Annotated in this window: 23 protein-coding genes and 1 tRNA gene; 14 read left to right on the top strand and 10 right to left on the bottom strand. The window is 49.2% G+C overall.

Features of this window, described 5'->3' with window-relative positions:
- Positions 1 to 14: 14 nt before the first annotated feature.
- A complete protein-coding gene (locus CRO74_RS08355; protein ID WP_097125511.1) occupies positions 15 to 824 on the bottom strand; it encodes an SDR family oxidoreductase in 810 nt (269 codons plus the stop codon).
- 541 nt (positions 825 to 1,365) lie between these two features.
- Here CRO74_RS08355 and CRO74_RS08350 point away from each other — a divergent pair.
- Positions 1,366 to 1,971, top strand: coding sequence for a T9SS type A sorting domain-containing protein (locus CRO74_RS08350; RefSeq protein ID WP_097125510.1), 606 nt, complete (start codon positions 1,366 to 1,368; stop codon positions 1,969 to 1,971).
- Positions 1,972 to 2,106: 135 nt separating this feature from the next.
- Here the strand turns inward: CRO74_RS08350 and uvsE are convergent, their stop codons facing one another.
- Positions 2,107 to 3,000, bottom strand: coding sequence for a UV DNA damage repair endonuclease UvsE (gene uvsE, locus CRO74_RS08345; RefSeq protein ID WP_097126058.1), 894 nt, complete (start codon positions 2,998 to 3,000; stop codon positions 2,107 to 2,109).
- A 156-nt stretch (positions 3,001 to 3,156) separates the two neighbouring features.
- On the opposite strand from uvsE, the gene CRO74_RS08340 reads away from it, so the two are divergent.
- Positions 3,157 to 3,561, top strand: a complete 405-nt coding sequence (locus CRO74_RS08340; RefSeq protein WP_097125509.1) for a hypothetical protein — start codon at positions 3,157 to 3,159, stop codon at positions 3,559 to 3,561.
- Between the two features lie 114 nt (positions 3,562 to 3,675).
- On the opposite strand, the gene CRO74_RS08335 is transcribed toward CRO74_RS08340, so the two are convergent.
- Positions 3,676 to 4,128, bottom strand: a complete 453-nt coding sequence (locus CRO74_RS08335; protein WP_012926864.1) for an FKBP-type peptidyl-prolyl cis-trans isomerase — start codon at positions 4,126 to 4,128, stop codon at positions 3,676 to 3,678.
- Between the two features lie 278 nt (positions 4,129 to 4,406).
- Between CRO74_RS08335 and CRO74_RS08330 the strand changes: the two genes are divergently transcribed.
- Both CRO74_RS08330 and CRO74_RS08325 read left to right on the top strand, forming a co-directional pair.
- On the top strand, positions 4,407 to 4,766 hold the full coding sequence (locus CRO74_RS08330) for a PadR family transcriptional regulator (RefSeq protein WP_097125508.1): 360 nt from the start codon (positions 4,407 to 4,409) through the stop codon (positions 4,764 to 4,766).
- A gap of 38 nt (positions 4,767 to 4,804) precedes the next feature.
- Positions 4,805 to 5,329 (top strand): hypothetical protein, encoded by a 525-nt coding sequence (locus tag CRO74_RS08325; RefSeq protein WP_097125507.1) that lies wholly within the window; start codon positions 4,805 to 4,807, stop codon positions 5,327 to 5,329.
- Between the two features lie 90 nt (positions 5,330 to 5,419).
- Here CRO74_RS08325 and proS read toward each other — a convergent pair whose 3' ends face one another.
- A complete protein-coding gene (gene proS, locus CRO74_RS08320) occupies positions 5,420 to 6,892 on the bottom strand; it encodes a proline--tRNA ligase (protein ID WP_097125506.1) in 1,473 nt (490 codons plus the stop codon).
- A 292-nt stretch (positions 6,893 to 7,184) separates the two neighbouring features.
- Between proS and CRO74_RS08315 the strand changes: the two genes are divergently transcribed.
- Together CRO74_RS08315 and CRO74_RS08310 are read left to right on the top strand one after the other, a co-directional pair.
- On the top strand, positions 7,185 to 8,483 hold the full coding sequence (locus CRO74_RS08315; RefSeq protein ID WP_097125505.1) for a hypothetical protein: 1,299 nt from the start codon (positions 7,185 to 7,187) through the stop codon (positions 8,481 to 8,483).
- A gap of 169 nt (positions 8,484 to 8,652) precedes the next feature.
- Positions 8,653 to 10,233, top strand: a complete 1,581-nt coding sequence (locus CRO74_RS08310) for a hypothetical protein (RefSeq protein WP_097125504.1) — start codon at positions 8,653 to 8,655, stop codon at positions 10,231 to 10,233.
- A gap of 50 nt (positions 10,234 to 10,283) precedes the next feature.
- Here CRO74_RS08310 and CRO74_RS08305 read toward each other — a convergent pair whose 3' ends face one another.
- From CRO74_RS08305 to CRO74_RS08295, 3 genes are all read right to left on the bottom strand, one after another.
- On the bottom strand, positions 10,284 to 10,790 hold the full coding sequence (locus CRO74_RS08305) for a shikimate kinase (protein WP_097125503.1): 507 nt from the start codon (positions 10,788 to 10,790) through the stop codon (positions 10,284 to 10,286).
- 97 nt (positions 10,791 to 10,887) lie between these two features.
- Positions 10,888 to 12,021, bottom strand: a complete 1,134-nt coding sequence (locus CRO74_RS08300) for a BT_3928 family protein (protein WP_097125502.1) — start codon at positions 12,019 to 12,021, stop codon at positions 10,888 to 10,890.
- A 69-nt stretch (positions 12,022 to 12,090) separates the two neighbouring features.
- A complete protein-coding gene (locus CRO74_RS08295) occupies positions 12,091 to 12,630 on the bottom strand; it encodes a DUF1599 domain-containing protein (protein WP_097125501.1) in 540 nt (179 codons plus the stop codon).
- An 85-nt stretch (positions 12,631 to 12,715) separates the two neighbouring features.
- Between CRO74_RS08295 and folP the strand changes: the two genes are divergently transcribed.
- The 4 genes from folP (at position 12,716) to CRO74_RS08275 (ending at position 20,379) form a co-directional block, all read left to right on the top strand.
- Entirely contained in the window at positions 12,716 to 13,576 is an 861-nt protein-coding gene (gene folP / locus CRO74_RS08290; RefSeq protein ID WP_097125500.1) for a dihydropteroate synthase, read from the top strand.
- Positions 13,577 to 13,653: 77 nt separating this feature from the next.
- Positions 13,654 to 13,726 (top strand) — tRNA-Lys (locus CRO74_RS08285).
- A gap of 572 nt (positions 13,727 to 14,298) precedes the next feature.
- Positions 14,299 to 18,873 (top strand): glutamate synthase large subunit, encoded by a 4,575-nt coding sequence (gltB, locus tag CRO74_RS08280; protein ID WP_097125499.1) that lies wholly within the window; start codon positions 14,299 to 14,301, stop codon positions 18,871 to 18,873.
- A gap of 15 nt (positions 18,874 to 18,888) precedes the next feature.
- Positions 18,889 to 20,379, top strand: a complete 1,491-nt coding sequence (locus CRO74_RS08275) for a glutamate synthase subunit beta (RefSeq protein WP_097126057.1) — start codon at positions 18,889 to 18,891, stop codon at positions 20,377 to 20,379.
- Positions 20,380 to 20,560: 181 nt separating this feature from the next.
- Here the strand turns inward: CRO74_RS08275 and CRO74_RS08270 are convergent, their stop codons facing one another.
- The gene (locus tag CRO74_RS08270; RefSeq protein ID WP_097125498.1) at positions 20,561 to 21,079 is read right to left on the bottom strand and encodes a hypothetical protein; all 519 of its coding nucleotides are present in this window, start codon (positions 21,077 to 21,079) and stop codon (positions 20,561 to 20,563) included.
- A 196-nt stretch (positions 21,080 to 21,275) separates the two neighbouring features.
- Between CRO74_RS08270 and CRO74_RS08265 the strand changes: the two genes are divergently transcribed.
- Positions 21,276 to 22,202, top strand: a complete 927-nt coding sequence (locus tag CRO74_RS08265) for a bestrophin family protein (RefSeq protein WP_097125497.1) — start codon at positions 21,276 to 21,278, stop codon at positions 22,200 to 22,202.
- Positions 22,203 to 22,278: 76 nt separating this feature from the next.
- On the opposite strand, the gene CRO74_RS08260 is transcribed toward CRO74_RS08265, so the two are convergent.
- Positions 22,279 to 23,523 (bottom strand): dicarboxylate/amino acid:cation symporter, encoded by a 1,245-nt coding sequence (locus CRO74_RS08260; protein ID WP_097125496.1) that lies wholly within the window; start codon positions 23,521 to 23,523, stop codon positions 22,279 to 22,281.
- Positions 23,524 to 23,620: 97 nt separating this feature from the next.
- Entirely contained in the window at positions 23,621 to 24,148 is a 528-nt protein-coding gene (locus CRO74_RS08255) for an acyl-CoA thioesterase (RefSeq protein ID WP_097125495.1), read from the bottom strand.
- Between the two features lie 294 nt (positions 24,149 to 24,442).
- Here CRO74_RS08255 and CRO74_RS08250 point away from each other — a divergent pair, with 294 nt between their 5' ends.
- The 3 genes from CRO74_RS08250 to CRO74_RS08240 are packed head-to-tail and all read left to right on the top strand — an operon-like array spanning position 24,443 to position 26,305.
- Positions 24,443 to 24,895, top strand: coding sequence for a DUF2147 domain-containing protein (locus CRO74_RS08250; protein ID WP_097125494.1), 453 nt, complete (start codon positions 24,443 to 24,445; stop codon positions 24,893 to 24,895).
- 27 nt (positions 24,896 to 24,922) lie between these two features.
- A complete protein-coding gene (locus CRO74_RS08245) occupies positions 24,923 to 26,059 on the top strand; it encodes a flavin-containing monooxygenase (protein WP_097125493.1) in 1,137 nt (378 codons plus the stop codon).
- A 60-nt stretch (positions 26,060 to 26,119) separates the two neighbouring features.
- Positions 26,120 to 26,305 carry a CsbD family protein gene (locus tag CRO74_RS08240; protein WP_012926446.1) on the top strand — a complete coding sequence of 62 codons (186 nt, stop codon included), beginning with the start codon at positions 26,120 to 26,122 and terminating at the stop codon, positions 26,303 to 26,305.
- The last annotated feature ends 242 nt before the right edge of the window (positions 26,306 to 26,547 follow it).

Below are 26,547 nucleotides of genomic sequence, written 5' to 3'. Positions count from 1 at the left end.
CCTACACACCAAGCTTATCCATTATCGGCAAAGCTTTCAAAAACGGTCATACCGCCATCAATGAAAATGCTGGCTCCCGTAATATAATCAGATTGATCGGAAGCAAGAAATACAGCCAAATTACCAATATCTGAGGGCTGACCGATGCGGTTGTAGGGAATCAGCGTCATCAGGCTGTTCAGCGCCTGGGGCGTTTCCCAGGCACCCCGATTGATTGGGGTTTGAATGGCACCAGGACAAATACTATTCACCCGAATGCCCTGGGCCCCATATTCCTGAGCCAGCGACTGCATCATCAATTTAATACCCCCTTTAGACGCTGCGTAATTGACGTGCCCGGCCCAGGGAATCACCTCATGCACTGAACTCATACAGATGATTTTACCGGTTGCAGATGACACCTCTGGCCGTGGTCCCCGGCGTAAGAATTCACGAATGGCTTCCCGGGCGCATAAGAACTGACCCGTCAGATTTACCTTGATTACGGTGTTCCAATCCTCAAGCGTCATCTCATGAAACTTTGCATCGCGCTGTAACCCGGCATTATTGATTAAAATATCGATTGTACCGTACCTGGCCACTACATCAGCAAAAAGCTTAGTTACCTCATCTTCCTCGCTCACGTCGCACTGAATGACTATACCAGAGCCCCCAGCATCGGTGATTTCCTTGAGTACCGCATCGGCAGATGATTTACTTTTATCCGAGGAGTGGTTGATAACTACCGTTGCGCCTGCTTCTGCTAGTGATTTAGCAACACCCGCACCAATGCCACTGCTTGAGCCGGTGATTAACGCAATCTGTCCCTGAAGTACTTTTTCCATATGTTCTCTTACTTTTTTATATAGAAAGACGAATCAATTGACTTTGGTTTTCCGGAAACGTATTGTTTAGGCTGAATTTAATGCTTGTTCATACCCGATGCATCAGTTATGTGAGGTTGCGGGTACGAGCAGTGCCCATTATTTCCGGCCTGGATGGTAGACAAATCAGGGTAGATGCTCCGCACAGCGTACGTTAAAATCCGGCTATTTTAGATCAGTTAATTCGAAAAAGGAACGCTATAATTTAGCGAGTTGCACTAACTCTAAATTTACCATTTTCCATAAATAGGATTATTAGATTGAAAATTAGGTACGCAAACGTATAGAGTACAAAAAATTAGAATTATTAGAAAAATACAATTCATAAGTATAAAATAGGGACTTGTTGTATTTTTCCAATAAACGCCCCACTTTGCTCAGAAGGAATATAATTAAAATATGAACTTTTCCTAAATGGCTGGTTCTCAGCAACCAGCCTCTTGCACCGAACCACCTTCATCACCCACCTTTGTCACGGTAAAACAAAAAAAATTTCAAGCCAATGAAAAAATTCCGTGTAACAATCGCTGTAGTACTGTCAGTCATGAGTGTAGCCAGTTTCCAGGGTGCCAAAGCTGACACAGGATCAGGAATGAGTGGTGTGAAAGTAGAGAAGTCCGAACAAAAGAAAGTACGCATTTATACACAACCGGGGACACCCGTTGACGTGGCACTCATCGATGCCGACGGCAACGTTCTCTACCGGGGCACCATCTCGAAAAACGCAAAACAAACGACCTCGTTGAACCTGAACAATCTGCCCGATGGTCAGTATTTTTTGACCGCCAGCAGCAACGCCTGGTGGATGTCGCAGGGGTTGACGATCAAAGGGAACGCGCTTAACGTTGACGAGCGTGGTTTACAACAACTAACGGAGCCAACGGTAACGGCTTACGAAAAAAACAAAATCGAACTGACATTACCCGCCAAGAACATCAACGAAGCCAGCGTGGCTATTTACGATGCGCAGAACGTGTTGGTTCAGCTTGATTCGTTCAAAGGGTCGGTGCGTCGCTTTGATTTATCCGCTCTCCCCGATGGCGCTTACACCTTTGTTGTAGGTCCTAACGAGAAGAAGTTCACGACACGGGTAGACATTCAGCACTAAGCTGAACGAGTTGCTCCCGAAGCCTTCGGGCCATTCATACTACACCTCATCTTACGAGCGGCCTGTCTTTTCGGACAGGGCAGGCCGCCACTCAGTTCCCGCCCGCTGCGTTCTCACGAACGCAGCGGGCTTTTTTTACGCCAGTTCGCCCCGTAATTTCAGGATAGCCAGTTCTTTCATTTTCGACTCGAAAACAATATCGACCTCTTTCCCATAAATATTTACGGCGGAGTAAAGCCAGTCGGCATGAGCTTCCTTACGGGCTTTAGGATCTTCATGCTCCTGGCGCGAGTCGGAAAAATGAAACACAGGCCGTACATCCCAGGTAGCATAAGCCGTCAGGAAAGCTTCTTCTTCAGACTGTTGACCCGGATTTAACGAATGATGGAAATAATCGAAAACAATTGGCGTACCGATGATTTCGTATAAATACAGTAAATCCTCTACGGTATACAAACTCGGCCGGTCGTCGTTTTCCACCGTCAGGCGAGCGCGAAGGTTTTCGGAGAGTAAACCAAAGTTTTTAGCAAATCGAGCCAGGGTAGCGGCTTTGTCGCCATATGTTCCACCCGCATGAATATTTATTTTGTTCCAATGCGAGGGCTCAAGGCCCATTAAATCAAACAGTTCAGACTGATATTCCAGGTCGGTAATGGTGTTGTCCAGCACTTTACCCTGCCCGGCGAGGTGATTAAATGGCCCTGGGTGGGTGGTTAGCCGAATGGGGCGACTCCCGATTTCTTCGAGGGTTTCCCGAATATCCGGGTAGTCGGGTAACGAACTGATTTTATATTCAGAGGCCCAGGGGAATAAGTCGGATGAAATACGGAATAGTTTAAAACCATGCTCAAGATTCCAGTCGACAATTTTCAGCAGGTCCTGTACGTTTTTCAGAGCTAGTTCGGATGCATAGGCAATTCCTTTTTCGGAAAATGTTTTTTTAATCATTCCCCGATTTGTCGTGATTTTTTCGGCCTGTAAACTCAGGTTTATACAGGCATAGCCAACATTAAGCAGTGCTGATTCCATACTGGGCATAACTAAAATGTCCATCTTCCAGTTTTAGGATATTGACCGTTCGTTCAAAAGTCGGACAAGAAAGGCGATTATGATCGACAAGTGACTTATCTTCCGAAAAGAAGTCACACACCGGTTCAAAACATTTTCTGTCTGAAATTTCCCGAGATGCAAGACTTTACACACGACCAGATAAATGATATCGCGATTGCTTATTGCGATATGGCTCGTTCGTTAAATGAATTCCAGGTTTTACACTGGCCAGAGCTTACGCATGAACAACAACTGGATTTAAACGCTTATCAAAATAGCCTGCTCACCAGGGCGCATGATATACAGAATCGAACAACTCGGCCCGCCTTTTCAGATCCGTCTCAGATAGCAACCCGCATCAGGCTGGCTACCGAGAAGGCGCAGAAGAGCCTTCAACGTATAAATAATCTACCGATTGCCTTGAATGTTGGCGCTATTACCGTGGCCATTGCCTCGTATACCGCCAGGGCTAACTCGCAAGGTATCGACGTTTTACTACGCGAACTGGATGATCTGGAAAATTACCATAATGGCAATTAATCGTAAATAGTTGGACGATCAGTACATCTTCGGGAAACACCTTACCAAAAAAGGGTTCGGGTCGTAATCTTTGAAAGATTACAACCCGAACCCTTTTTTGAGCTATCGTTTGCTTTATAAAATTAAGCCAGAGGGCGACTTAACACCAACCAGTTCAATATCAAAGGTTAAGTCCTGACCGGCCAAGGGATGATTGGCATCCAGGGTAACATTCGTATCGGTCAACGTACGAACAATAACGGGGATGGGCCGTGGATTTCCATCTTCATGCATATTCAGTGTCATGCCTACTTCAAGGGGTATATCCGCTGGAATATCTGAACGTTCCAGAGTAAAAATCATTTCTTCATTGGCTGGTCCGTAGGCATCCTGAACGGGAATATTGATCGTTTTCTTCTCGCCCTGGTTCATACCCGTTACACCATCATCGAACCCTTTAATAACCTGCCCACTGCCTACAGTGAACTCTAGTGGTGTACGACCTTCTGATGAATCGAAGATCGTTCCATCACTTAGTGTTCCGGTATAATGTACCTGAACGGTATCGCCAGATTTTGCTTGTGCCATTTTGCTATGTTGTTTTTGTAAAAAGTTAACGTAAAAGTACCGGAACTTCCGGCAAAAGAATGGGCTGTACGCTAACTTTTGACCAACTACCTACCAGGTCCAAAAGTTCACGGTTCAGCAAAGCGGTGCCATTACGTTTCCAGTTGAAAGCACTAAATACGGCGGATTATAAGCAAAATAAAATAAATACTTGAAAATTTTATCTTTCTGATTTTTACATATCGGATTCTTATATATATCTTTACTAATAGTAAGTCAAACTAATTAAATTTAAGCCTATGGAACCATCAGGAAGCGAGTTTTTGAGAGGTACGCTCAAAACGATCGTACTGAAACTTTTAGCAGAACCAGGGCCGGGCAGGATGTATGGCTACGAAATTACGCAGGCAGTAAAGGAGCGCACCCAGGGCCAAATTGCGCTGTCCTTTGGAGCATTGTATCCCGTTCTGCATAAGCTGGAACAGGAGGGGCTCTTATTGACGGAAACTGAAGAAGTAGAAGGTCGACTCAGAAAGTATTACTCATTAACTCCTCGTGGCAATGAAGTGGCTATCCAGAAAGTCTCTGATTTTGAGCGATTTATGGAAACGATGCGTCAACTCCTGCAATTACCCATCCAGTTAGCACCAAGTCATTAACCAGACATTTTCTTCACGGTTTAAACTGAACTATCGTCATGGAAAAACTCAGCCCCCAACAATTGGCGACGTTACACAACCATTTGATTCAAACCGGCTCAACAGATGCGCTGATTGAGGAACTACTTGACCACCTCGCCTGCGAAGTCGAACATTACATGTGGCTTGGTCTCACTTTCGAATCGTCGCTCAACAATGTCCTTGAGCAAGCTAATATTAAGGCAGTCCGGCACCTGCGCGAAACGTACCAGATCGAATTGGCTATGACTGATGAGCAACTGGAACAGGCTAGTTTGGATGATATTGTCTTTGAATTTCGGAACAAGGCCTACGGGGCCTATGACTTACGACGGGCCTATCCGATCAACCTGCGAAATGCCTTTATTATGACTCTTAGCCTGTTTATGATGGGCATGGCTATGATGGATAGACTTGGCCGGGAAACATGGTCGTATGTGAGCCTGGGAGGTGCGGTCTGGATACTTGGCCTGTGTGGTGTCACCTTTGCGGTTGTTAGCTGGTACCTGCAGCACATTCGTCAACAGCAACTTTACATGCGGTAAAATTGGGTTATTGGTTATTGGTTATTGAAAAACAGTCAACCTAAGGATTGTTTTCCAATAACCAATAACCAATAACTATCAATCAATAAGCTAATAAGCTCTGGCAAATACGACGCGTCCTGTCGATGGTTTTCCGGAGAGAATATCAACACCTTCTTCGGCCTCCTGATCAAATGGTATACAGCGAATTGTGGCCTTGGTGGCTTCCTTAATGGCCTCTTCGGTTTCGCTGGTACCATCCCAGTGGGCAAGGATGAACCCACCTTTATCAAGCTGTGCCTCAAAATCGGCAAATGTATCGACCTTAAAGGTGTTCTCCTGACGGAAGGTTTTCGCTTTGGTATAGATCGTCTGCTGAATATCGTCCAGCAGGTTTTTGATATGTTCGGTCAATCCGTCGAATGGCACGGTTTCCTTTGTTTTCAGATCCCGACGGGCAATCTCAACCGTTCCATTTTCCAGGTCACGTCCACCCATGGCCAGTCGGACCGGTACCCCCCGAAGTTCGTACTCAGCAAATTTCCAGCCGGGCTTGTTGGCATCGGAATCGTCGTATTTAACCGAAATACCTGCTTTCTTCAGTTCCTGCACCAAAGGCTTAATTTTAGCCGACAGTAATTCCAGCTGTTCTTCGGACCGGTAAATCGGCACGATAACTACCTGAATGGGAGCCAGCTTGGGGGGCAGCACCAAACCATCATCATCCGAGTGGGCCATAATCAGCGCACCCATCAGGCGCGTAGAGACTCCCCAGGAAGTGCCCCACACGTAATCGAGCTGATTCTGTTTGTTCAGAAACTGCACATCGAAGGCTTTGGCAAAATTTTGCCCTAAGAAGTGTGAGGTTCCGGCCTGCAGGGCTTTCCCATCCTGCATCAGGGCTTCAATACACAACGTATCATCTGCACCGGCAAACCGTTCGTTAGCGGTTTTGGTACCTCTTACAACCGGCAACGCCATCCACTCTTCCGCAAACTGGGCGTATATATCCAGCATCTGCCGCGTTTCAAACTTGGCTTCCTCGGCAGTAGCATGGGCCGTATGGCCTTCCTGCCATAGGAATTCAGTGGTGCGCAGAAAAATCCGGGTGCGCATTTCCCACCGCACTACGTTGGCCCACTGGTTGATGAGCAACGGTAAGTCGCGGTACGACTGAATCCAGTTTTTATACGTACTCCAGATGACCGTTTCGGACGTTGGGCGAACAATAAGCTCTTCCTCCAGCTTAGCCTCCGGGTCAACAATAACGCCCGAACCATCCTCCGCGTTTTTCAGGCGGTAGTGCGTCACTACGGCGCACTCTTTGGCAAACCCTTCAACATGCGAAGCCTCTTTGCTCAGGAAGGATTTGGGAATAAAAAGTGGGAAATAAGCGTTCTGGTGACCCGTTTCCTTGAACATGTCATCCAGCGCACGCTGCATTTTCTCCCAGATTGCAAACCCGTAGGGTTTGATAACCATACAGCCCCGAACCGCCGAATTTTCGGCCAGATCGGCTCGTTTAATTAACTCATTATACCACTCGGAGTAGTTTTCACTACGGGACGGAATCGCTTTAGCCATGCGTAATTTTGGTCAGTTGCGGTCCGAAGCTGCCAGCCGGTTATCTATATCCTCTTCCAGTTCAGCATGTCTGAAACCAGTTGAAACTACCTTATACCAGCGGATGACTCCGAACCAACAATTAACTTTTTTTAAATTGGTTTAAACCTTTTGTAACAAATTGGAATCTAATATGGAGATAACTTGCAAAGATAGGTTTTTACTCTATTTTTGTAATCAAACAGGTCATTCCTGTGTTATATATTGAAGAAGTTCTCTACATGAGTCTTTATTACTTTAATTCCCTGGCCAAATGAAAACGCAACCCTTATATCGCTTCCTGTCACTGGCGGCTTTGTTGGGTATCTGGAGTTGTACCTCCAGTCGCCAAACAGCGCAAAACGCTGGTGAAATGGATGATTTGTATGGCAACTCCGGCAATGCGGCCGTATACGCCAGCAACTCGTCAGACTACGCTTCTGTTGCCCCGCAAAGTGCGCGTCAGCAACGGCAGCGGTCATCCCGTAACGCTAATCCCGATTACAATGATGAGCAGCAATATGGTACAAACGGTGGTACAAACACGGATGAGTACTATACTGAGTTAAGCGCCCGTAAGTTAAACCGTGGTCTCTCACCCGATCCAGGCTGGAATGACACGGATGCCTACAACTCCGGTTTTGTAAACGGCTATAATGCCGCTTCAACTTCGGCTTACAGCTGGAACCGCTGGGGCTTCAACAACACCGGCTTTTATAATGGGCTGGGTCTTGGCCTCGGCATGGGTGCCTTTGGCGGATTTGGCGGGTACAACCGGTTTGGCTTTGGATTCGGTAGTCCCTTCTATTCTCCATTTTATGGTAGCTCGTTCGGCTACTCGCCCTTTGGATACGGCTTCGATCCATTTTATAGCTCGTATGCCTATGGTGGATTCGGCGGCATGTACAGCCCGTACTATTCACCCTATGGATATGGTAGCTACGGCGGGTATTATGGCAATCCGGTTTACGTAAACAACGTTTATGTATCCGGTGCTGATCCTTATCGAAACAGAACTTACAACCGAACCGCCGATCGGACGTCAGGCCGGTACAATGCCGCTTTTGACAACTCCGCTCGTACGTATAACCCAAATGGTGGCCGGAGTGCCAACACCGGGTCAGCTACGACAACCAATCGGGGCAATAGTGATGGATATTATGCCCGTCCAAACAACGGTAGCAGCCGAGGTTCTTACTACTATGACAACAACGCCGGTTCCAGCAGCAATGGCCGCTCTGGCAATACAGTAACGAACGCGCCTTCGTATAACAGCAACTCGGGTGGCGAGTATTACGCCCGCCCACGGGAAAGCAGCCGGGGCAGCTATACGCCCTCTAACGGCAGCGGCCGTAGTGGCAGTGGCTTCTCCCAGTCGCAGCCAAGCTATCAGCAGCCCTCTTACCAAAGCCAAAGCCGGAGCTATCAGCAACCAAGTTACCAACAGCCAAGCTACAGCGCACCAAGCCGTACCTACAGCGCTCCAAGTGCCCCGAGCTACAGTGGTGGCGGAGGTGGAGCTTCCTCCGGTGGAGGTGGGGTTTCGAGTGGTGGCGGACGCGGTCCACGATAGGTTTAGAATTTATTATAAAAAAATCCCCGCTGATCAGGACAATTGGCGGGGATTTTCGTTTTGTATCTGTTGCGATGACTACGCATTTTATTAAGCCTGGTTAAACATTTGTCAGATTAATCAGTCTAAGCCCTATAACGTAGTACACGCCACCAATCGCTTTATACACATGAACAAGCCGTTCTATTTTTCGATAGCCCTGGCGCTATCATCTTCGTTGGCATTTGGCCAGGGGGCCGCCTTCGATTACGCAGATGATGCCTTTCGTTTCTCTGATTTTACTCAGAGTGGTACTGCCCGATTCCGGGCGCTCGGTGGGAACCATGCTGCCCTGGGTGGCGATGCCAGTAACCTCTTCGGCAATGTTGCCGGGCTGGCATTCTACAATCGTTCTGAACTGAGCATCAGTCCCAACTTTACGTCGGTCAGCAATCAAAACACCTTTCTGGGCCAGCAAACAACAAGTACGGGCAGCAAGGCAAATGTAGGCCAATTTGGTCTGGTACTGGCGGGAAGATCTACTGGGAGCAGCCGCTGGCGACGGACTGCCTTCGGTATTTCGTACTCTCAATCGGCTAATTTCTTTAATTATACGGATGCCAGTGGGTTAAATAATAATCCAAATTCATCCATTGCCCAAACGTATGTCAATGCTGCTAATAGCGCACAGTACAGCGAAGCCGAGCTAAGCGATTCGTTCCTTCCGGAAAGTCGCAGTGCTGATTTCAGGGAAGCCGCTGCTTATGGTCTGTTTTTGATCAATCCTACAGAATACAGCCCTACCAGCGCCGGACCTCCTTATACCCGCTTCGATGCTACCCGTCAAAAAGACCAGCGGGCAACCCTTAGTCGTTCGGGTACTCATTCGCAGTGGTCGATTGCCTATGCTGGCAACTTAGATGATAAGCTTTACATCGGTGGTTCTGTTGCCTTAACGCACCTGCGGTATGCTTCTGAGTACGTTTTTCTGGAAACACCGGTTAACGGAGCCTACTTCAACAATTACGGACAAATAAATAATTTCAGCGTAAAGGGTAACGGCATCAATGCCACCCTCGGCTTGATCTATAAACTTAGTCCTCAGTTACAGGTTGGTGCCAATCTGATAACCCCCACCTTCAGCAGTGCCAATGAAGTTTTTGCCCAAACGCTAACGGCGGATGCAAAAAACCCCAATCCGGCAAACTTTACGCTGAGAACAAACAGCGTCGATGTAATTGACCCAGCCAATAACTTCGAGTACTCTCTGCAAACCCCATTGCGGGCATCTGGTGGGGCAACGTACTTTCTGGGCAACAATAAGATCGGTTTTATTACCGCTTCAGCTGAGTACGTGGGCTATCAGGGTATGCGGGTACGCACATCGGCATTCTCAAATCAGCAGGATAATACCGATTTCAAAAACGATGTAAAACGGTTTGTTCAGGATACTTATCAGAACGTCGTCAACGTTCGGGCCGGTGCCGAAATACGGGCGGGTCTGTTACGGATACGGGGCGGGGTAGCCTATTTGCCCAGCGCGTATAAAATAGACCTCGACCGGGTAGCAAAAACGGATCGCGATAAGATTTTACTGTCGGCGGGACTGGGCGTCCGCAACGAACGCTTTTTTGCCGACCTCGCCGGCTCTTACCTGACTTACAAATCGGGCTTTACGGCTTTCGAGCTTCCCAATGCTGTCGATACCCCCTCACTATCTTCGAATAACCGAAGCACAAACGTGATGCTTACGGTAGGGGTGTTTTTCTAAAAAAAAGTATCTGTAACGGCAAAAAGCGACTCTCGGGTCGCTTTTTGCCGTTACAGATACTTACCAACGCGTTGTAGAATTTCTTCTTCCGTCGTCTCTCCCGAAATAATAATATGGGCCTGCGTATAAATAGGTAATCGACTTTCATGCCGGGTTCTTAAGACCTCCGCCAGCTTTGGGTCAGCCGCGTTATTCAGGGGCCTGTCTTCCTGCCCGTGTGCGGTTATTCGCTGTACCAATACATCGACCGGCACATCCAGAAACACCGACACGCCCGTTGAGTTAATGTAAGCCATGTTGTCATGAAAGCAGGGCATCCCCCCTCCCGTTGACACAACCAGGTTACCACCAGGCCGAATTGTTCGAAGCACCCGCCGTTCGGCCTCTCGAAAGTACGCTTCGCCGGATTCGGCAAAAATTTCGGCAATAGACCGGCCTTCCTCCCGAACAATTAGTTTATCTGTATCAACAAACCGGTAATGAAGGGTATCTGCAACTCGTTTACCCAGTGTACTCTTGCCAGAGGATGGCATGCCAATTAAGAATATATTTTTCAAGGTTAGGAGTGAGGGGGTATTAGGAGCGAGGAGCGAGAAGCGAGGAGTTGCTGACGCGAGAATACTCCAGGTGTCAGCAACTCCTCGCTCCTCACTCCTATTTACTTAAAGAAGCCGCATCGGGTGTCGAATTGAAGTGCCACTTCCCTTTCACGACGCCATTGTCTAATAGCCAGGTGCCAGGATTTGACCGCATGATAGTCTTCAGAACGGTGGCATCTGCCTTGTAATACGGAACATTTTCAAGCTGAAATTCCTTGCGGAATGCCTTTATTTCATCGTCGCTGGTGGAGGTCAGGATATAGGTAGTCACAGCCGATCCTTTTAGACCTTCTACCAGCGCACGAATGGCGGGTAAACTGCCCGCATCAATATCCGTCGTGTTCTTTACGATGATAAACAGCTTTTTGCCTTCAAAGGTCTGCTGAGTGAAGTCACCTTCGTCATTCCAGATGCGGTAATCGGTGATTTTAGGTTTGGCGTTCGGGTTCACTAACACCATCTCTTTAAATTTATAGCTCTGATCGGTTGGGTATTGCTCAAACTCTGTGGTCTTACCATCTTTCTCCATGATATACTTATACCGCATCGGCTCGGAAGGCTTCATGCCGACTGGAATGCTTTTACCCACGGCATACGGCAGCATGTCGATTGGCGGAAGAAATTGTACCGCGTAGATACCCAGTGCTAACGTCAGCACGATCGTGATACCCACCAGCCAGCCCGTGTTCCGGGAACGAAGCCGATTTCGGTGACCTATGATGAATAAGATGAGCACCATCAGGACGATGTCTTTCGTAAACGATGTCCAGGGTTTTAACTTAATGGCATCGCCAAAACACCCGCAGTCGGTTACCCGATCAAAGTAGGCGGAATAAAATGTCAGGAACGTAAAAAAGGTAATCAGGAAAAACAACAGCCAAACGGTAACTTTAGGCTTGTACGAAGCCAGTAAGGCAACGCCAAGAATCACTTCGGCAGCGCAAAACAGCACCGACATGGCCAGGGTGAAGGGCACTAACGCCATGAAAAAATCGTGCAAAAAGGGCAAATCCTGCGCGAAAACTTCAAAATATTCCTCAAACTTAATTTGCGTACCTACCGGGTCATTCAGTTTGATCAGCCCGGAAAAAATAAAAACGATACCGACCAGAATACGGGCGATACGGGCGGCAATCAGCATGGGAGGTGTGCCAGTCTTAACTTTAGGTTGCGCTGTCGATGTACTCATATTACAGTTAAGAATGAAGAGTTAACAATGAAGAATAAGAAAAGATCAGTCTACCTTATTCGTCATTCTTCATTCAATAGTAAGTTTTATTAAACAAAAAACGGCGTAGTTGATCATATCCATATAGTTGGCATCAACGCCTTCCGAAACCAGGGTGTTGCCTTGATTGTCTTCAATCTGCTTAGTACGCAGCAGTTTCATCAGGATAATGTCGGTCATTGAACTCACCCGCATGTCACGCCAGGCTTCACCGTAATCGTGGTTTTTGGCAAAAAGCAGATCAATAACCCGGCCAATTTCGTGATCATACAGCGTTTCGAGTTCATTTGCGGGAATATCAGTACGTTTATCCTCCGATAACTGTATCTGAATCAGAGCCATAACACAATAATTGATAATGCCCACAAACTCCGGCTCGATACCCTCCCCTACGCGACTAATGCCCGTTTCCTGTAACGTTCGAATGCGCTGGGCTTTGATATAAATCTGGTCGGTGATGCTTGGCAGTCGTAGAATCCGCCAGGCGGTTCCATAATCCTTGTTTTTTTTAAGGAACAAATCTTTGCAGCGTTGGATAACCTGCCGATATTCGGATTCGGTATTGTGCACGGTTTACAGTTTACGGTCTTCGGTTCACCATCGACTTAAGGCTCGTTTACCGTAACCCTCAACCCGGAAACCAAAAACTAATTTCATGCCGAAAGTTACAAAAAAAACGCTGAACTGCCGGGGGCGGCTCCTCGATTTAGCCCAACCTGCCGTCATGGGCATCCTTAACATAACCCCCGATTCATTCTTCGCCGGTAGCCGTGTATCTCCGGATGAGACCCTTTCCCGAGCCAGCCAGATGCTTACGGATGGGGCAACTTTTTTGGATATAGGCGGGTACTCTACCCGGCCTGGTGCTGCAGAGGTAAGCCCATCTCAGGAAGCGGACCGGGTCCTTCCGGTCATTGAATCGATTTTACGCAACTTTCCGGATGCCCTGGTATCTATCGACACTTTTCGCGCTTCGGTAGCCCGGCAGGCTGTTCAGGCTGGGGCCTGTCTTATAAACGATGTATCGGGGGGAACGCTTGACCCGGCCATGTTCGAAACGGTCGGCGATCTGGCCCGATCGGGACTGACCGTTCCATATGTGTTAATGCACATGCGGGGAACTCCGCAAACTATGCAAACCATGACCACCTATCAACAGCTTACGGTTGATGTGATCGATGAACTGGCCCGCCAGTTGGCCAGGCTCCGGAGATTGGGAGCAGTAGATATAATTTTAGACCCCGGATTTGGCTTTGCCAAGACGCCATCACAAAATTTTGAGTTGCTTAGTCAACTGGACAGTTTCCATGTGTTTGATGAACCTCTTCTGGTCGGGTTATCCCGCAAAACGACCATCTGGAAAACATTGACTATCAAACCCGAACAGGCTCTAAATGGGACTACAGTACTCAACACCGCAGCCTTGTTGAAAGGGGCCTCTATTCTACGCGTACACGACGTTCGGGAGGCTGTTGAAGCCATAAAACTTTCTCAAAAATTAATTTTCTTTGAATAGGTATTGCATTTACCAAGACAAATACCTACTTTTGCATTCCCAAACGACGAACACCCCCTGTTAGTCAAACGGGAAACGATCTGGTAGCTCAGCTGGTAGAGCAATACACTTTTAATGTATGGGTCCTGGGTTCGAATCCCAGCCGGATCACAAAACCTCAAAAGCCGCTCATTGAGCGGCTTTTTTTGTACCCTTACTACCTGTTGTACCCTGTGTTTTTGGTTTCTCTAACGTAGAATACTATACCCATAAAAGGCCTGACACCATAATAGCACCAAAGTTTCAGGCACGGGAAACCCGCTTTTAGACCTCCACTTAATTGAAGTTTTCGTCTCAATCTTAAAGGAACTGCCTGCTGTTTGTCAACGCACTAAACGTATACTTGAGAAGGACAAAAAAATGGCTGACAACCCCACTATTTTGATACGAATCATTACCCACCTGGTTTACAAATTGTCATTTCCCAAGAAGAATTATAATCAAAATCACAATAAATACCGCTAACTATAAAATTCTGGCAAAGGCTGTTTTTGCCAAATTTTTTTAGTAGTATATTGCGTGACTTTGTCACAAACGCCCGTCAGCCTGGCTGTATCTTCTGCTTTAGTTTAACGCCAGGCTACCTTGTTAATTTAGATTTTCTTAATTTTCGCCCTAGTTCTTTGCGATTTTGGCAATCAAAGTCAAAAAGCACAACGGCCTTACCCAACACTGTTACGACCATGTCTGATCAGGTTGACCAATTGGCGGGGCTCTACCGCCCTGAGTTTGAACACGACAACTGCGGTATCGGCTTCGTGGCCCATATCAAAGGCCGCAAGTCCCACAAGATTGTTTCGGATGCCCTTCAGATGCTTCGGCGTATGGAGCACCGGGGTGCAGTTGGTTCCGAGCCGAATTCCGGCGATGGTGCCGGTCTGCTCATCCAGATTCCGCACGAATTCTTTGTGGATGAAACCCGTAAGCTGGGCGTTCACCTCCCTCCTGCACTCGAATACGGTGTAGGCATGGTCTATTTTCCAAAAGATGTCTGGCTTCGCGAAGAATGCCGGGCCGTGCTCAACCGGAAAATGAAGATGCTCAACCTTGAGCTTCTTTGCTACCGGGTTGTACCGGTAAACAACAGCGACCTCGGTAACGGATCGAAGTCCGCCGAGCCGCAAATGGAGCAGGTGTTTATCAAACGCCCGGCCGACATCACCAACGCAGACGATTTTGAGCGTAAACTTTACATTCTCCGGAACTACAGCACCCGCATCATCAACGAGACGATAGCCGGTGTCGATACGTTCTATTTCTCGTCACTCTCCTGCCGGACCATTACGTACAAGGGGCAGCTGACGACTTTACAATTGGAACCCTATTTCCCCGATCTTCAGAATGAGGAGGTGGTATCGGCGCTGGGCGTGGTTCACTCCCGCTTCTCGACCAACACCTTTCCGTCCTGGAAATTGGCCCAGCCGTTCCGGTATATCGCCCACAACGGCGAAATCAACACGGTACGCGGGAACGTAAACTGGATGAAAGCCGCCGAAGGGTTGCTGGAATCGTCGAAGTTTACGAAAGACGAAATGGACATGTTGCTGCCCATCTGCGACCAGCGCCAGTCCGACTCAGCTAACCTCGACAATGCCATTGAATTGCTGGTCATGAGCGGGCGGTCATTGCCGCACGTGATGATGATGCTCGTTCCGGAAGCCTGGGATGGCAACGAACACATGGACCCGTACCGGAAGGCGTTCTACGAATTCCACGCGGCCCTGATTGAGCCCTGGGATGGCCCGGCGTCGATTTCCTTTACGGATGGCCGTATCGTTGGCGCTACTCTCGACCGGAATGGCCTTCGCCCATCGCGGTTCTGGGTGACCAATGAAGATGTCGTTATTATGGCGTCAGAAGTGGGGGTTCTCGATATTGATCCGGCTACGGTCGTATCGAAAGGCCGTCTGCAACCCGGCAAAATGTTCCTGGTCGATATGGAACAGGGACGGATTGTGGCCGATGAAGAAATTAAAGCTGAAATGGCTGGCCGTCAGCCCTATCAGCAATGGCTGGATGAAAACAAGGTTCGGATTCAGGACCTCGAAGCGCCCATCCGGCAGTACAGCAATTACGATCCGGCCAAGTTGCTTCGGATGCAGCAGGCCTTCGGCTTTACGTCCGAAGATTTGCGCATGATTCTGGCCCCAATGGTCGAAACGGGCAAAGAAGCGCTCGGTTCCATGGGTACCGATGTGCCGCTGGCCATCCTGTCGGAACAGAGCCAGCACATGAGCCACTACTTCAAGCAGTTGTTTGCTCAGGTCACTAACCCGCCCATCGACTCGATTCGGGAGCGGTCGATCATGTCGCTCATTTCGTTTGTTGGTGCTACCTATAACCTGCTGAGCGAATCGCCCAAGCATTGCCGTCAGGTTGAGCTAGACCAGCCGGTGCTGACCACCAAAGAGTTCGACAAACTCCGGTTTATCGATAAGCCCAACTTCCAGGCTAAAACCATCAACTGTCTGTTCACCGCCGACGGTGAAGGGAAATCCCTGGAACGGGCACTCGACCGGATCTGCCGCTATGCCGAAGACGCCATTCAGGATGGGTACTCGATTCTGGTACTATCCGACCGTGCCATCGACTCCAGCCACGCGCCTATTCCCTCGCTGCTGTCGACCTCAGCTATTCACCACTACCTCATTCGTCAGGGCTTGCGGGGTAAAGTTGGTATCGTGGTCGAAGCGGGCGATGTGTGGGAAACGCACCACGTGGCTACCCTGATTGGCTACGGCGCATCGGGTGTAAACCCCTACATGGCATTCGAGACGATTGCCAACATGAAAGAGAAAGGCTTGCTGGCCGTGGATTACGACCTCGACAAGCTCTTCAAAAACTATATTAAAGCGGTTAACGGCGAGTTGCTCAAAATCTTCTCGAAGATGGGTATCTCCACGCTTCAGTCGTATCAGGGTGCCATGATCTTCGAATGTCTGGGTCTGAACGAAGAAGTAGTGAGCCGTTATTTCACCGGTACCGTTTCGCGCATTGGCGGGATGGGGCTGGACGAAATTGCCCGCGAAATTCTGGTGCGGCACTGTGTGGCCTTCCCGGACATGCCGGTATCGGCACCACGTCTGGAAGTGGGGGGTATTTACCAATGGAAGCAACGGGGCGAAAAGCACATCTTCAATCCGGATACCATTCACCTGCTACAACAGTCGACTAAGAAGAACGATTATTCGATCTTCAAGAAATACTCGAAGCTGATCGACGACCAGACTCAAAAAGCCATCACGTTGCGGGGTCTGCTGAAATTCAAGAAAGGGGCGGCTGTCCCCATCGAGGAAGTGGAACCTATCGAAAGCATCTTCAAACGCTTTGCAACAGGTGCTATGTCGTTCGGGTCGATCTCGTGGGAAGCCCACACGACCCTCGCCATTGCGATGAACCGCATCGGCGGTAAAAGCAACTCGGGCGAAGGTGGCGAAGATGAACTACGCTACACCCCGCTCGAAAACGGCGACAGCATGAATTCTGGCATCAAGCAGGTGGCCTCGGGCCGTTTCGGTGTCACGAGCTATTACCTGACCAACGCCCGTGAACTTCAGATTAAAATGGCGCAGGGTGCCAAACCCGGCGAAGGTGGTCAGTTGCCCGGCTTTAAGGTAGACGACTGGATTGGCCGGACGCGTCACTCTACGCCCGGTGTGGGCCTGATTTCGCCCCCTCCTCACCACGACATTTACTCGATTGAGGATCTGGCCCAGCTTATTTCCGACCTCAAGAACGCCAACCGAGCCGCCCGCATCAGTGTGAAGCTCGTGTCGGAAGCGGGTGTCGGTACAATTGCTGCCGGTGTTGCGAAAGCCCACGCCGACCATATCCTGATTTCGGGACACGATGGCGGTACGGGAGCATCTCCCCTGTCGTCGATCCGTCACGCGGGTCTGCCGTGGGAGCTTGGTCTGGCCGAAGCACACCAGACGCTCGTTCGTAATAAACTGCGCGGTCGCGTAACGGTACAGGCCGATGGGCAAATGCGTACCGGTCGGGATCTGGCAATTGCTGCCCTGCTGGGTGCCGAAGAATTCGGTGTAGCTACGGCGGCCCTGGTCGCAACGGGTTGTATCATGATGCGGAAATGTCACCTGAACACCTGTCCGGTGGGCGTGGCGACGCAGAATAAAGAGCTTCGCGCCCTGTTTACGGGTAAGCCCGAGCATGTCGTGAACATGTTCACCTTCCTGGCCATGGAACTGCGCGAGATCATGGCTGAACTGGGTTTCCGGACCATCAACGAAATGGTGGGACAGGCCCAGATGCTCGAACTCCGCGACAACCTGCCGCACTGGAAATATAAGAAAGTTAACCTGAATGCCCTGCTGTACAAAGAGCCCACCAATCTCGATGTGGCCCTTTACAAGCAGGAAGAGCAAAATCATTACCTGGATGACGTCCTCGACCGCAAACTGATCGAACTGGCTCAACCGGCATTGGCCTCGGCAGAAGCCGTGTATGGTGAATTCCCGGTTCAGAACATCGACCGGAGCATTGGTACGATGTTGTCCAACGAAATCTCCAAAGTGTACGGTGGGCCGGGCCTGCCCGACAGCACCATCCATGTCAAACTGCGGGGTACGGCGGGCCAGAGTTTCGGAGCCTTCGCTACGGCGGGTATCAAACTGGAACTGGAAGGAGACGCGAACGACTACTTCGGTAAAGGCCTTTGCGGTGCTCAGTTGATCGTCTACCCGGACCGCACCGCCCAGTTTAAACCGGAAGAAAACAGCATCGTTGGTAACGTGTCGTTCTACGGCGCAACTTCAGGCGAAGCGTTTATTCGCGGTATGGCAGGCGAGCGTTTCTGCGTGCGCAACTCGGGTGCCAAAGTCGTGGTAGAAGGCGTGGGCGACCACGGTCTCGAATACATGACGGGTGGTCTGGTTATCATACTCGGGCAAACGGGCCGCAACTTCGCGGCTGGTATGTCGGGCGGGGTGGCTTATGTCTACGATAAAGACGAAACTTTTGCCTCGAAAGTGAACCCCGAAATGGTGAACCTGGAGTCGCTCACCGACGAAGATCAGGGCATTATCCGGGAATACGTCGAGAAGCACTTCCAGTACACGACGAGTAACCTGGCACTGGCCCTTATTGAGAACTGGGATGACCAAATTGGCCGGTTTGTGAAAGTGATGCCAACCGATTTCAAAAAGGCACTCGCCGGACGGGGTATCTCACTGGCCGATCAGATTCGTGACAAGAACATTGTTTATCAGGACATAACCGTAGATGTGACGCACGGGTAAGTGCCAAGTAGTGATATGGGAAAACCTACCGGATTTTTAGAATTTACGCGCGAATTACCTAAAAAGCGCGACCCGCAGGAGCGGATACACGACTACAAAGAAATTGAAGTTCCGTTTTCTGAACAGGACTCGCAGCGTCAGGCTGCCCGTTGTATGGACTGCGGTACGCCGTTCTGCCACAGCGGTTGTCCGCTCGGAAACATCATCCCGGAATTCAATGACGCCGTCTACGAACAGAACTGGGCTTATGCCTACGAAATCCTTTCGTCGACGAACAACTTTCCGGAGTTTACGGGTCGCATTTGCCCGGCTCCCTGCGAAGCGTCCTGCGTGTTAGGCATTAACAAGCCCCCCGTTGCCATCGAGTTCATTGAGAAATCAATTGCCGAAGTGGCCTTTGCACAAGGGTATGTTACGCCAAAGCCCCCAAAAGAGCGGACAGGCAAGCAAATTGCGGTCATTGGTTCGGGACCTGCCGGTCTGGCAGCCGCTGCCCAACTGAACAAAGCTGGTCATACGGTCACTGTTTTTGAACGGGCCGACCAGATTGGTGGACTGCTGCGTTACGGTATCCCTGATTTTAAACTCGAAAAATGGACCATCGACCGTCGTCTGGCGGTGATGGAAGCGGAAGGCATTACCTTCAAAACGGGAGTCAACGTGGGCGTCGACATCAAAGCCAACGCGCTGCTGGATCAGTTCGATCTGGTCATGCTCACTGGCGGCTCGACCGTTCCGCGCGATCTGCCAATTCCGGGCCGTAACCTGAAGGGTATCTACCCGGCGATGGAGTTCCTAAGCCAGCAGAATAAACGCAATGCGAGCTTACCCGTTGAAGTCGATCATCAGGGGGCCAAATACGGCGATGGTGAATTACTGGCGACGAACAAGAACGTGGTGGTGATTGGTGGTGGCGATACCGGTTCCGACTGCGTAGGTACCTCTAACCGGCACGGCGCGGCCAGCGTCACGCAAATTGAGCTGATGCCGATGCCGCCTAAAGACCGGGCCGAAAATACACCCTGGCCAAACTGGCCCATGATGCTCCGCACCAGCACCTCGCACGAGGAAGGCTGCGACCGGCACTGGTCCATCAACACCAAAGAATTCATCGGCGACGAAAACGGCAACCTGAAAGCCATGCGCATCGTTGATCTGACCTGGAAAAACGAGAACGGCCGCATGCAGATGGTTGAGTTGCCCGGCTCCGAGCGCGACATCCCCTGCGAACTGGCTCTGCTGGCTGCGGGTTTCCTGCACCCTCAACACAACGGTCTGCTCGACGACCTGGGCGTCGAATACGACGAGCGCGGCAACGTAAAAGCGACCAACTACCAATCGACGGTGAACCCGAAGGTATTTGCCGCTGGCGACATGCGCCGGGGTCAATCGCTGGTGGTGTGGGCAATCTCGGAAGGCCGCGAAGCCGCCCGTGCTGCCGACTGCTACCTCATGGGTGAAACCATGCTCGAAGCGAAAGCCGTTTCGATGATTGCCGTGGAGTAGTATAAAACTTACGTTGAATCACAAGCCCGGCGTCTGAAGATACCGGGCTTTTTTTTGCTTAAATTCAGTTGTTTAGCAGATAGAGTTTCCCAGAACTTCTAACCTTTGAGTAATACTAAGTAGATAAACAAAAAACGGCCAGCCAAAATGGCCGACCGTTTACTCCTCTCCCTTCTTTAAATTAATAGCCAAAAGGCCTGTTTCCTGATCCACGGTTATTTCCGTAGCCGCCATTGCCGTATCCTCGTCCCCGGTCGGCCATTCGCTCGTAAGGCCGCATCCGCTCAATAACCCGGTCACGCTGCTCCGGTCCGAGAACGGCCATCATGTCGATAAATTCGCGCTGTCTGGCCTGGCGGAAGAAATCACGCTGGCGTGGGTCGCGGGCATCAATGTTTTGCGTTTGCTGACTAAACCGCTCGCGGATTCTGCGAATTTCGCGCTCCTGCCGACGAGTCAGGTTCAACTCACGATCCCACCACTCCAGATGACGATCAAACCGGTAATCATCATAGTCGTAATTGTAATTCGGCTGGCCATAATCCGGATAATTCCGGTTCTGGTTATAGTCTGGTTGCTGGTTGTAACCCGGCTGTGATGGGTATCTGGAATTGGGTGAAGGGTAGCCATAGCGCTGTGCCCAAGCGCCGGTCGAAAGTAAGACAACGAATGTGGCAGCTGTGATCAGTACTTTTTTCATGGTAGTGAAATGTTTCAGGTTGTATTTGCCCTTTTGAACAATTCGCCCATGAATGGTTTAACTAATTCTAAAAATAAATCTAAAAAATGTCCGCTTAAGCGATAAACCAGATATTCAAGCTCTGGTAAGTGGCTGATTTGTATCTTAGTTATCCATCTATTTGGTTACCAATCTTTACTCATCTACTCATTAAATTGTGGTTATTTACAACGCTAAAGACTGGCTAGGTGCGCTTCGGCATTTTCATACCAGCTATGTTATTCGGGTACTTCTGCGCCGGGTTCTTCTGGTTGGTGCTTATGGTACGCTCATCACCTTTATTGACCAGCACAGGATCAACATCGATTTACCGATTGACGGAACCTTCTTTTCATTACTGGGAATTCTGCTGAGTTTACTACTGGTGTTTCGAACCAACACCGCATATGACCGTTTCTGGGAGGGTCGTCGGCAGTGGGGTATGCTGGTCAATTACAGCCGAAATTTTGCGGTACTGATGGATGCCCTTCTTCCCGAGACTGACCGCGAGAACCGGCAGTTCTTTGCCAAGGCGCTATCTAACTTTGCCGTGGCACTCAAGGGGCATCTACGAACTGGTGTGAACATAACGGAGTTGGAAGAAACCGGCGGCAACGATCGAAAAATGCTGGCTCAGTCTAAGCACATTCCGAGCCGCATTGCCGCCCAGTTGATGCGTCGTTTGCAGAAGCTTAAACAGCAGCGTATCCTGACCGATGGCGACTTAATTACCATCCGTACCTATCATCAGGCTTTTCTGGACATTACCGGCTCCTGCGAACGGATAAAAAATACGCCTATACCCTTCTCTTACAGCTTTTTCATCAAGCTGTTTATCACCTTGTACCTGCTGATTATGCCGCTTGTACTGGTCGAAACCTATGCTTATTTCACCATACTGGCGACTACGTTTGCCGCCTACGCCCTGCTCGGCGTTGAGATGATTGGTGATGAAATAGAAGAGCCGTTCGGGCTTGACTGCAATGACCTACCTCTGAATCAAATCTCCCAGACGATCCGCCGGAACATGCACGAAATACTAACGGGAGAGATTCCCGTAGCACAACTAACCCAGCTAGAAGGTGAATACCACAAGGTTAACTAGTGATCGGTTATTGGTTATTAGTTGATGGGAATGACTTATGACGATTAACTAATAACCATTAACCAGTAACCAATTATTAACCCTCCTGGCTGAGGACGCGCTCATACTTACTCCGGTCGAACTCGCCTTCGTTATTGGCGATAAAGATTGTGGCTACTGTATTGCCGATGATGTTGGTGATGGAACGGGCTTCGGACATGAACCGGTCGACACCCAGCAACAAGGCTAAGCCTTCGACGGGTATTACTTTTATAGCCGTGAGTGTACTGGCCAATACAATGAAACCGCTGCCTGTAACGCCAGCCGCCCCTTTTGACGTGACCATCAGAATGCCAATTATGGTTAACTCCTGACCGATCGTCAAATCAACACCAAAGACCTGCGCCAGAAAGATGGTGGCCATGACCAGGTAAATCGTCGTGCCGTCCAGATTGAACGAATACCCGGCGGGCACTACCAGCCCTACCACCGAGCGGGAACAACCCAGACTTTCCAGCTTATCCATGATCTGCGGCAGCGCCGACTCCGACGATGATGTCCCCAGCACGATCAGCAGTTCCTCTTTAATAAACTTAAGAACCGCCCACAGGCTGATTTTATAGTAGCGAAGGATTAGGTTCAGCACAACGAAGATGAACAGAATCATGGTGGCATAGACTGTTCCCATGAGTTTGGCCAGGGGCAGCAGTGTACTCAGGCCATACTTGCCTATCGTAAACGCCATTCCGCCAAAAGCGCCCAGCGGAGCCAGTACCATTACCACCGCCAGGATATTGAAAAATACTTTTGACAGACGCTCAAATGTCAGAATCAGTGGTCTGCCGGTTTCGCCCATACGGGTCAGGCCAACGCCAAAAAGGACGGAGAAAACCAGTACCTGTAAAATCTCACCTTCGGCAAACGCCTTGATAGCATTACTGGGAACGATGTGAATAAAGAACTCGGTCCAGTCCATACCGGCCCCCTGCTCGGTGTATTTGCTGATGTCGCCCCCTTTCACAGCCGCCGTTTGAACGCCGTCGCCCGGCCGAACAAGGTTGGCCAATACTAACCCAATAGCTAGTGCTCCGGTGGTAACAACCTCAAAATAAAGGAGTGCTTTACCGCCTACCCGACCTACCTTTTTCAGGTCGCCCATATTACTAATTCCCAGCACAATGGTCAGGAATATGATGGGGGCAATGACCATCTTGATCAGGTTGATAAAGAGGTCGCCGAGGGGTTTGAGCTTAGCGGCTGTTTCAGGAAAGAAATAGCCGGTTAATATACCCAGCGTAATGGCAATCAGTACGCGGACGGTGAGGTTATTGAGAAGTTTCATTGGGGGAAAGATACTTCAAAATGAAGAATGTATGGCGGCCTGCGGCCCCTAAATAGGCGAATTAGCCATTTTCCACCATACATCCCGGATTTTTCCCCTACACAGCATACGTTTTCACCACTTGCTGCTTGATTTCGTGAATGCGTTCGTTGAAGTTCATACTCAGAAAGTCCAGGTTCGGCACCAGGATGGTTTCCAGTAACTCTTTCACCGGCGCATCGTGCGGAATGCGTTTGCCGGTGGCTACACTAACATATTTTGAGGTGACCCACAGCACGTTTTTGAGGTGGGTCTTGCCATCATCGGTCATGATGTACTCTGTCACCGTCGTGTCTTCATTGACGTAGATCAATCTGGACATAATGCGGACCCACTCACTCACCCGTGCCGGCCGAACGTAGGCGATTTGATGCTGATAAACGACCCAACTGGTTTTTAACTCCTGAAATAACTGGCCGGGATTGAAATCGTACAGCTTGGCAACCTGATCTTCGCGGGCATTGAAGTAATAGTCGAAGTACTTGGCATTATTCAGGTGTTGCAGGGGATCGCAGTCCTGAAAGCGGATAATAACGCGCGATTCGGTTTCGGTTGGATAGCTGCGTTGAGGGTCACGTTTGAACATAGACCAGGATTTTTCTGATTTAAATGATTTTTTGATTTTAAACTATCACCCGACGACTCTTAACCCGTATTCTTTGATTCATTATACACACAAATCAGATGAATCATTCAATCTGAGCAAGAGTATGTCGACTTCACTCAATAAACAATTACAAACTAAATTACCATGCCGGTTTGTTTTCCTGACAAAATCATAAAAATCATTTAAATCCCAAAAATCCGGGTTCAGACAATTTTGTGCAATATTTGCGTTAGTACAACAAATTCGTCGTTTTATATCAATTCATTAACACACATGAAATCAATTCGTTTTTTACTACCACTCTTTACACTCCTGTTTGCGCTCACTTCCTTTGTACCACCGGTCGACGACTCCGAAGCGGTTGTGGGCACCTGGCTGAACGGCACTAAAAAGGGCCATATTCAAATCTATAAACAAGGAGGCACTTATTTTGGTAAACTTGTCTGGTTGGGCCAGCCAACAGACCCCGCAACGGGCAAGCCGAGAACAGACGCCAAAAACGCCGATGTTTCCAAACGCTCACGTCCACTGATGAACATGCTTCTGCTATATAATTTTAAGTACGATGGCGGCAATGTCTGGAGTGATGGAAAAATCTACAACCCGGAAGATGGCAAAGAATATAATTGCAAAATGACCCTCAAAGACCCCAATACGCTGGATGTTCGCGGCTATGTAGGTATTTCGCTTCTGGGCAAGACACAAACCTGGACAAGAATAAAATAAGAAGTCGTTTCTATAACGTTTGTCGGTATGCATACCCTCATCATTGGCGCGGGTCCGGCAGGACTGGCGATTGCCGGTCAACTGGCACACCGGAAATTACCCTTTACGGTGCTGGAAGCCAGTGAACACAGTGGTGTAGCCTGGCGTAATCATTACGACCGGCTACACCTTCATACTGTTAAGGAGCACTCGGCTTTACCCCACTTCCCTTTTCCCGCCGACTACCCCACGTACGTATCCCGGCTTCAGTTTGTGGACTACCTCGAACGCTACGCAGAGCACTTCGACATCAAACCCTTTTTCAATCAGAAAGTAATCGGTATACGGCAAAACCCGGCTATTAAAACCTGGGAAGTCCAGACCGAAACCGACCGCTTCACCGCCGATCGGGTTGTGGTCGCAACGGGCTACAACCGGGTTCCTAACCAACCGCAATTACCTGGTCAGCGAGACTTCCGGGGGATTGTGTGGCACAGCGTTGACTACCGGAATGGGGCACCTTTTCGGAATGAAAATGTCCTTATTGTAGGGATGGGTAATACCGGGGCTGAGTTGGCTCTGGATTTGCTTGAACACCAGGCAAAGCCGTTTATATCCGTTCGGGGGCCGGTTAACATCGTTAGGCGGGATACATTTGGCAAACCAACCCAACCCACCGCCATTTTTCTGAGCAAATTCCCAAACTGGTTTTTTGACTTCATGGCGGGTTTGTCCCAACGACTTACCGTGGGCGATCTGTCTGCATATGGTTTAGGGAAACCGAAGCACTCGTCCTCTTTCGATACCCGACGGGGTAAGATTCCCGTTATTGACGTGGGGACACTCGATCAAATTAAAGCGGGCAACATTACGGTTCTGCCGGGTATTGAGCGCATCAACCGGAAAACCGTAACCTTTACAGACGGACGTGAATTACCATTCGATGCCATCATCCTTGCCACTGGCTATCGACCAGGCCTATCGACTGTTCTTGGGGATACCGTATCAGAAAAAGTGCTGAATGAACGTGGTTATCCAAAAAAACTTTGGTTCAGCGAACCGGATTTACGGGGACTATATTTTCTGGGTTTTACAATTCCTATAACCGGGGTACTTTATCACCTGAACCTGGACTCAGAAAAACTTGCCAAACACATCGCCGAAAACAATTTCGTCTCCACTTAGTTCTATTTATGTAATCACGGTGATTACTTAATATCATTCAACGTTATAAACACTACGATCATGAACGAGACAACCCTAAAAGGAGGCTGGAACGAATTGAAAGGTAAAATCAAACAAGCCTATGGCGATTTAACCGACGACGATCTAACTTACCAGGATGGCCAGGAAGACGAAATGTGGGGTAAAATCCAACAGAAAACCGGCAAAACCAAAGATGAGATTAACAAAGCAATTGCTGATTTATAATATAATTAGTTAGTTCGAGAACGGAAGTCGGCACCTTTATGGTGTCGGCTTCTTTCTTTTTAAGGCTTTCCCAACAAATTGGCAACAAAATAGCCAGCTGTTAACCGCAGCTGGCTATTTACTCTCACACCAGAAAAGGCGCTTTTTCCAACTAAAAGACACAATGAATCTTGCCAGCTCGTTGTGTAAAAACCCATTGAACAATGCTTGCACTGACTTGTCAAAGGTCATTCTTTATGAGT

This window comes from Spirosoma fluviale, assembly GCF_900230225.1.
Taxonomy (GTDB): Bacteria; Bacteroidota; Bacteroidia; order Cytophagales; family Spirosomataceae; genus Spirosoma; species Spirosoma fluviale.
The sequence above is the reverse complement of the archived record's forward strand: the minus strand, read 5'-3'. Positions and strand labels throughout refer to the sequence as shown.